This is a genomic window from Mesorhizobium sp. P5_C1 (genome assembly GCF_054049815.1).
In genome coordinates, this window is record NZ_JBFULQ010000284.1 from 1 (window position 1) to 7,150 (window position 7,150).

The window sequence follows — 7,150 nt, forward strand, 5'->3', positions numbered from 1 at the left end:
CCTATGAAAAGAGCGGTCGGGACCAGGTAAACGATGACTATTCCAGCGATATAGGAAAGCCTTGAACCGCCGAAAAACATGTGAAACGGCATAAGCGGCACCAGAATTGCGGCGCTGTAGTCATCCCTCGCGACAGAAGCCCGCAATTGGCTCAGCCACTGGAGCGGGCTCTCGGCCAGGAGTGAGCCATACTGGTCAAACCCATTGAAGTAAGCGGCAAAATCCCAATAGTAGACGGGCTCCTCAAGCCTTACGTATATCGCGGCGAAAGCAACGCCCAGCAACGCCGTACATATGTAGATTTTTAGCCAGAATCCGAGGGTTTCGTTCTTCGTCACTTGAGGCCGCCAAGGAAGGGAAGAGGCAGGACTGTCTGGGCAAACCGAGACTCCCGCCGATGCAGCCAGGAGCCGTTCCGGCAAACAGGAACCCCACGCGATTCGTATCAGGAACTGTTCAGAGCTTGGCGGGATGTATACTTGAACGCGTGGCCATCGCAAGCATTCAGAACGCCCTCAAAAGACACGGGGCGGAACAGCGAGCACGGGGCGGTGGGATGAGTGGCGCGTTAAAAGCGCCTCAATGCCGCCGGCAGGGCCGGCAGCATTGACGATTTCGGGCTCAGGTCGTCCCGACCTTCTTCGGCTTGGTCGAACCGATCATCTTCCAGTTCTTGTAGAACATCGAGTTGATGCGCTCGACACTCACCGAGACGACGGCAAGCATGCCCGCGATCAGCCCGGGAACCGGGGATGGTCTGATAATGTCCATGAACACGCAGTAGCGGCGGCCATCATATTCGTTGACCGAGCGATGCAGCAGCGTGTCGTCGAAGATGAACAGCGGATTGTCATACCAGTAGTTCTTGACGTTGCCGCATTCGACGAAAATCTCCGACTTCACCGGGATCAGATTGTAGAGAATGCGCAGGCTGAGCCGCAGCGGACCGAAGTGCCATGAGGTCGATTCGCGCTTGCTGAAGACGGAAACGGCGATGGTCTTGATGTATTTGAAGTCCTTGTTGAACTCGGCGACGTTGTCGATCTTGTGCTTGCCGTACCACTGATAGACATACATGCCGCGCCGGCCGGCGCCGAAATTGGCGTCGATGTCGGCGATGATCTCGTCCTTGCGCGCCTTGAAGATGTCCAGGACCTCATTGACCTCGCGCTGATAGTCGGCGGGGAACTGGTCCAGTTTCCAGACGCCGGGATTGCGGTAGCACAAGAGATCGACCAGCAGATTGAAAGGCGAAAGCAGCCAGGTGAAGAGGCCGTTGCCGAGGAAATAGCCCGAGAACAGCGACAGGTCCTTGCGGTCGTTGCGCAGGACATCGATGAGGCCGAGGACGATAAAGACCGATGTCAGGATCGGGATGAAGTAAAAGCCAAGGGCGAGAAGCGGGATGGCGATGGCGAATTTGCGAAGGGTTTTGCGAAGGGTTCTTGTCATTTTTCCACGCGCGAAGCGCGATCCTGTTGCGAATGAGGTGCCAAAATCATGGTAACGACCACCGCCCGGCCGTGCGCCTTGATAAGGTTTTTTGGGTCACCACACAACGGCCGCGGTATCACGGCCGGCTGGCTGCCTTGTGAAGCCTGCCGGATTTCGGTCAATGCACCGCCGGCAGGCCAAGCTCGTCCCATTTTTCCCTGGGGACCAGATCGCCAACCAGGAACTCAAAGCCGACGACGCTTTCGCCGTCCCCAGCCAGTTGGCATCTGAACTTCAGGCTATACCAGTTTCTGCGACTACGGAAAGCCGCGCCATTCGCGGCGATGGTGGTTCCAGTGATTTTTTCCTCCGCCATTGCGTAGGGCACGACCCGCTCCGGCTTGAAATCCGTACGCCATTTGCGGATCTGATCCATGGCTTCGAGGTTGCACAGCTGAACCATGCGCTCGTCGGAAGCGAAGGTGGCGAGATCGGCGCGCGCCTGCCGGCTGCGCGGATCGGCCAGTGTCTTGGCCGACAGCATTTCGGTCGGCCGGATCATGGCCGGCGCGGCGGGCGGTTGCGGTTCGGGCGGGGTCGAAGCAGGCGGCGGCGCCGCTGCAGGCGCTTCAGTCAGTGCCGGCGTCACTGGAGCAGGCGGTGGCCTGGTCGCCGCTTCGAATTGTTGCGGCGTCAGGATGTCGACCGACACCCGGTCCTCCTCGAGCCGCTTGGGCCGCTTCGGCAACGGCATCAGGGCCAGCGTCGCAGCCAGCAGCGTGTGGAGAACGACCGAAGCGGAGATGCCCCAAGGCGAAGCCTGGTTTGGAAGCGTGACGACGACCGGGGCACGCAAGCCTGCTATTCCCGCTCTTTGCGCAGCTTCGCCCAATAGTCGAGCCGCTTTCTGATGTCGCGCTCGAAGCCGCGTTCAGGCGGATCATAAAAGGTCTGCCGCCCCATCTTCTCGGGAAAATAGTCCTGGCCCGAAAAGGCATCCGGCTCGTCATGGTCGTAGCGGTAGCCGGCCCCGTAATCCTCCTCTTTCATCAGCTTGGTTGGCGCGTTGAGGATGTGTTTCGGCGGCAGCAGCGAGCCATGTTCCTTCGCCGCACGCGTGGCTGCCTTGAAGGCGGTGTAGACGGCATTGGATTTTGGCGCGGTGGCGAGATAAACGGTGGCCTCGGCAAAGGCGAGCTCGCCCTCGGGCGAGCCGAGATAGTCGTAGGCGTCCTTGGCGGCGTTGGCCACGACAAGCGCCTGCGGGTCGGCAAGGCCGATGTCTTCCATGGCCATGCGCACCAGCCGACGGCCGAGATAGAGCGGGTCCTCGCCGGCATCGAACATGCGCGCCAGATAATAGAGCGCGGCGTCGGGATCCGAACCGCGCACCGATTTGTGCAGCGCCGAGATCAGATTGTAGTGGCCGTCCTGGCCCTTGTCGTAGATCGGCGCGCGCCGCTGGACGATGCGCTGCAAGCCCTCGGGGTTGAAGACCTCGCCTGGCTTGGCGGCGCGCCACACCTCTTCAGCAAGCGTCAGCGAGGCGCGGCCGTCGCCATCGCTCATGCGGATGAGCATCGCCCTCGCCTCGTCGTCGAGCGGCAACGCCCTGCCCTCGGTCTCCTCGGCTCGCGCCATCAGCTTGGCGATGCTTTCCTCGCCCAATGAGTGGAAGACCAGCACACGCGCGCGCGACAACAGGGCCGCGTTCAGTTCGAAGGACGGGTTTTCGGTGGTGGCACCGACGAGCACGACCGTGCCGTCCTCCATGACTGGGAGAAAGGAATCCTGCTGGGCGCGGTTGAAGCGATGGATCTCGTCAACGAACAACAAGGTCTGGCGACCGTTGGTACGGCGCAGCTTGGCGGCTTCGAACACTTTTTTCAGGTCGGCGACGCCGGAAAACACCGCCGATATCTGCTCGAAAGCAAGGCTGGTTTCGCCGGCAAGCAACCGCGCCACAGTGGTCTTGCCGGTGCCGGGCGGTCCCCAGAAGATCATCGAGCCGAGTGAGCCGGAACCAATCAGCCGGGTCAGCGCGCCATCAGGGCCGGTCAGATGCTCCTGGCCGACGACCTCACCGAGGTTTTTCGGCCGCAGCCTGTCGGCGAGCGGCCGCCCGGGCGACGCCTTTTCCGGTTCATCGACGCTGAACAGATCGGCCATGCACTTCTTTTTGGTTGGAGCATGAACCCGAAGGGACGTGCTTTAATAACGCAATACCTGACGCAGTATCTGCCCGCCGCGCTCGACGGTAAAGCGCCACCAGCGCGTATCCGCCTGGGCGGCCTGCTCCAGTGTCGCCGCGGTATCGATGGTGGTGCCGTTCACCTCGCGCACGATATCGCCCGGCTGGAAGCCGAAATCGGCGGCCGGCGAGTCACGGTTGATGTCGACCACGGTGACACCCTTTATGTCGGTGCGCAGGCCAAGCTTCTGGGCAAGCCGGGGCGACAGTTCGGCGACCTTGGCGCCCGAGAACGGGCTGCGGCCGTGCAGCGTCACTTCAGCCGCCTTCATGCCTTCCGGAGCGCGCTCCAGCGCGATGTCCATCACCGCCTGCTGGCCTTTGGTCAGAACCGCGAAATTGGCGTTGGTGCCGATCGACAGCGTCGCCATCCGGTAGTCCAGCGCTTCGATGCTCTCGACCGGCTTGCCGTTGAGCTGCATCACGACGTCGCCGGGCTTGAGCCCCGCCTTGGCGGCCGGGCCGGTCGCCTCGACCGACGAGACCAAAGCACCGGCCGGCTTCTCCATGCCCAGCGATTCGGCAATCTGCGGCGTTACCGCTTCAAACTCGGCGCCGATATAGGGCCGTTCGAAGAAGTCGAGCCCGGCCTTGGCCGCATCGGCGAAGGCGCGCACCATGTTTGCGGGGATGGCAAAACCGATGCCGATCGAGCCGCCGCTGCGGCTGTAGATCGCCGTGTTGATGCCGACCAATTGGCCGCCCATGTTGATCAACGCACCTCCCGAATTGCCGGGATTGATGGCGGCGTCGGTCTGGATGAAGAAGCTTGAATCGGCGACGCCAATATGGCTGCGGGCAAGTGCCGAAACGATGCCGCTAGTGGTGGTCTGGCCGACACCGAAGGGATTGCCGATGGCCAGCACCAGATCGCCGACCTCGAGCGCATCGGAATCGCCGATGGCGATGACCGGAAACGGTTTGTCCGAGGTTATCTTGAGCACTGCAAGGTCGAGTGTCTCGTCCTTCAGCATCACCTTGCTGTCGAACTCACGCCCGTCCGCGGTCGCCACCTTGACCTGGTCGGCGTCCTTGATGACGTGGTAATTGGTGACCACGATGCCGGTCGGGTCGACCAGCACACCGGAGCCCAGGGAAGACTGCGCGCGCGGCTGCGAACGGCCAAAGAACTCCTCGAAGAACGGATCGCCGTCGAAGGGCGACGTCACCTTGGCGGTCTGCGAGGCATAGACATTGACCACGGCCGGCGCCGTCTGCTTGACCAGCGGGGCGAACGACAGTTGCACCTCTTCACGGCCGAACGGCACGCGCTTGTCGGGACCGGACGTCGAGTTCTCGCCTTCGACGCCATGCAAAAGGTCCGTCAGCACGTCGGACAGGCCGGGATCGGTCTTGGTCTCCTCGGCCAATGCCTGCCTGGCCACCGGTGCGGCTACGAACGCCATCATGGCGAAGAGCAGGACAAGGGACAGTCGGTTGGCGCGCATTCACGAATCCTCCAAGGCAAGTTCGGGGGCATTGTCCCGACGATTGTGCAAAATGAAAGGCTAAGCCGCTGAAATCCGATTATTTTACGCAGCAAAGCAGCTATAGCTCGACCTGAGCCTGAAAACCTTCGTCGGCCCTCATGAAAAGACAGTTCGTTTCATTCCGTGACTTTTTGAGGACCGGCAAACTAGGCCCGGTCTTCCATGGCATGAAAGTGATCGAGATCGCCGAAGTGCTCGGGACACCTGATCACGCCGATCCAGATTATTGGACTTTCGGAAAGCTCGAAATTTCCTTTGATGACGAGACGCCGTGCCAGATGAACTGGTTTCAAATCGAAGAAGCCGGTTACCTCGAAGGCGATTTCGAGGTTCTTACCGAGACCCTTGCGCTTTCGCTAGATGGCTTCAATGGAAACACGAAGCCATCGGAATTCCTGGCTGCGGCCTTGTGGCCGCCAGAAGAGGTCATGGTCTTCTATACCGCGGCAGGCGGCGATATCGAGCTGAACATATGTGCCGGTCCCATCCAGATTCATTTCCGGGTTGATGCAGATTTCATCGAAGATCAGGACATCGGAAAATATCTGAACAGCGTTACGGCTTCCCAATTGATCAGCGATATCGACCATCGAACGGCGGTAGACAGCATCTACTCCTACCCGCATCCGGCAGTTGAACAGATTACACAAGCGATCGATTGGAAGCCGATTGGCGGTCGAGACTATCTCGATCTTGCCCGGTAAGGGACAGAGCCCTTCAACAATAAAAAAGGGGCCCGTGGGCCCCTTTGCATTCACTCCGGAAAACCAAGCCTTATGCGGCTGCGGCGTCCGTGTCGGTGCCTTCGGCTTCGATGCGGGCGCGGTCGCCGGCGCCCTTGGCCGAGGTGTCGCGATCGACGAACTCGATGACAGCCATCGCGGCATTGTCGCCGTGACGGAAGCCCGCCTTCATGATGCRCAGATAGCCCCCGTTGCGGGTGGCGTAGCGCGGGGCGATGGTGTCGAACAGGCGCTTGACGACGCCTTCATTGCCGATCTGCGCGATCACCTGGCGGCGGGCGTGCAGGTCGCCGCGCTTGCCGAGCGTCACCAGCTTCTCGACGATCGGACGCAGATCCTTCGCCTTCGGCAGGGTCGTGACGATCTGCTCGTGCTCGAGCAGCGACACGGCCAGGTTGGCGAACATCGACTTGCGGTGGCTTATGCTGCGGGCGAACCGGCGGCCCTTAAATCCGTGGCGCATGGCTCTTCTCCTTCATTGCGGGTTCAGAGGCAACGCCTCAATATTGATCTTCGTAACGCTTGGCGAGGTCTTCGATGTTTTCCGGCGGCCAGTCCGGCACTTCCATGCCGAGGTGCAGGCCCATTGCCGCCAGAACTTCCTTGATCTCGTTCAGCGACTTGCGGCCAAAGTTCGGGGTGCGCAGCATCTCGGCTTCGGTCTTCTGGATCAGGTCGCCGATATAGACGATGTTGTCGTTCTTCAGGCAGTTGGCCGAACGCACCGAAAGCTCGAGCTCGTCGACCTTCTTGAGCAGCGCCGGGTTGAAGGCGAGCTCGGTGACGGCTTCGGCGGCGACTTCCTTCTGCGGCTCGTCGAAGTTCACGAACAGGCCGAGCTGGTCCTGCAGGATGCGGGCGGCGAAAGCCACCGCGTCCTCGCCGGTGATCGAACCGTCGGTCTCGATCGTCATGGTTAGCTTGTCATAATCGAGAACCTGGCCCTCGCGGGTGTTCTCGACCTTGTAAGAGACCTTCTTGACCGGCGAATACAGGCTGTCGACCGGGATCAGGCCGATCGGCGCGTCTTCGGCGCGGTTGCGGTCGGCCGGCACATAACCCTTGCCGGTGTCGACGGTGAATTCCATGCGGATTTCAGCGCCCTCGTCCAGCGTGCAGATGACGTGGTCGGGGTTGAGAATTTCGACGTCGCCAACCGTCTGGATGTCGCCGGCGAGAACCGCACCCGGTCCCTGCTTGCGCACGACCATGCGCTTGGGGCCATCGCCTTC

At 61.1% G+C, this 7,150-nt stretch carries 7 protein-coding genes and 1 pseudogene; 1 reads left to right on the forward strand and 7 read right to left on the reverse strand.

Translation table 11 applies throughout. From position 1 onward, the window contains the following. From ACXJ7R_RS20455 to ACXJ7R_RS20475, 5 genes and pseudogenes are all read right to left on the reverse strand, one after another. Positions 1 to 338 (reverse strand): annotated as a pseudogene (locus ACXJ7R_RS20455) (hypothetical protein); the annotation flags it as partial. 283 nt (positions 339 to 621) lie between these two features. Beyond that, entirely contained in the window at positions 622 to 1,452 is an 831-nt protein-coding gene (locus ACXJ7R_RS20460) for an aspartyl/asparaginyl beta-hydroxylase domain-containing protein (protein ID WP_457153431.1), read from the reverse strand. A 160-nt stretch (positions 1,453 to 1,612) separates the two neighbouring features. Continuing rightward, on the reverse strand, positions 1,613 to 2,290 hold the full coding sequence (locus ACXJ7R_RS20465; RefSeq protein WP_457153432.1) for a DUF930 domain-containing protein: 678 nt from the start codon (positions 2,288 to 2,290) through the stop codon (positions 1,613 to 1,615). Between the two features lie 5 nt (positions 2,291 to 2,295). Next, a complete protein-coding gene (locus ACXJ7R_RS20470; protein ID WP_457153433.1) occupies positions 2,296 to 3,603 on the reverse strand; it encodes a replication-associated recombination protein A in 1,308 nt (435 codons plus the stop codon). Positions 3,604 to 3,645: 42 nt separating this feature from the next. After that, the gene (locus ACXJ7R_RS20475; RefSeq protein ID WP_457153434.1) at positions 3,646 to 5,133 is read right to left on the reverse strand and encodes a DegQ family serine endoprotease; all 1,488 of its coding nucleotides are present in this window, start codon (positions 5,131 to 5,133) and stop codon (positions 3,646 to 3,648) included. A 215-nt stretch (positions 5,134 to 5,348) separates the two neighbouring features. Here ACXJ7R_RS20475 and ACXJ7R_RS20480 point away from each other — a divergent pair, with 215 nt between their 5' ends. Further along, complete coding sequence (locus ACXJ7R_RS20480; protein ID WP_457153435.1) at positions 5,349 to 5,879, forward strand: hypothetical protein; 531 nt, start codon at positions 5,349 to 5,351, stop codon at positions 5,877 to 5,879. Positions 5,880 to 5,949: 70 nt separating this feature from the next. Here the strand turns inward: ACXJ7R_RS20480 and rplQ are convergent, their stop codons facing one another. Beyond that, positions 5,950 to 6,381 (reverse strand): 50S ribosomal protein L17, encoded by a 432-nt coding sequence (rplQ, locus tag ACXJ7R_RS20485; protein WP_457153436.1) that lies wholly within the window; start codon positions 6,379 to 6,381, stop codon positions 5,950 to 5,952. A gap of 37 nt (positions 6,382 to 6,418) precedes the next feature. Then, positions 6,419 to 7,150 (reverse strand): DNA-directed RNA polymerase subunit alpha (locus ACXJ7R_RS20490; RefSeq protein WP_457153437.1); only part of this gene is annotated, 732 nt, incomplete at its 5' end.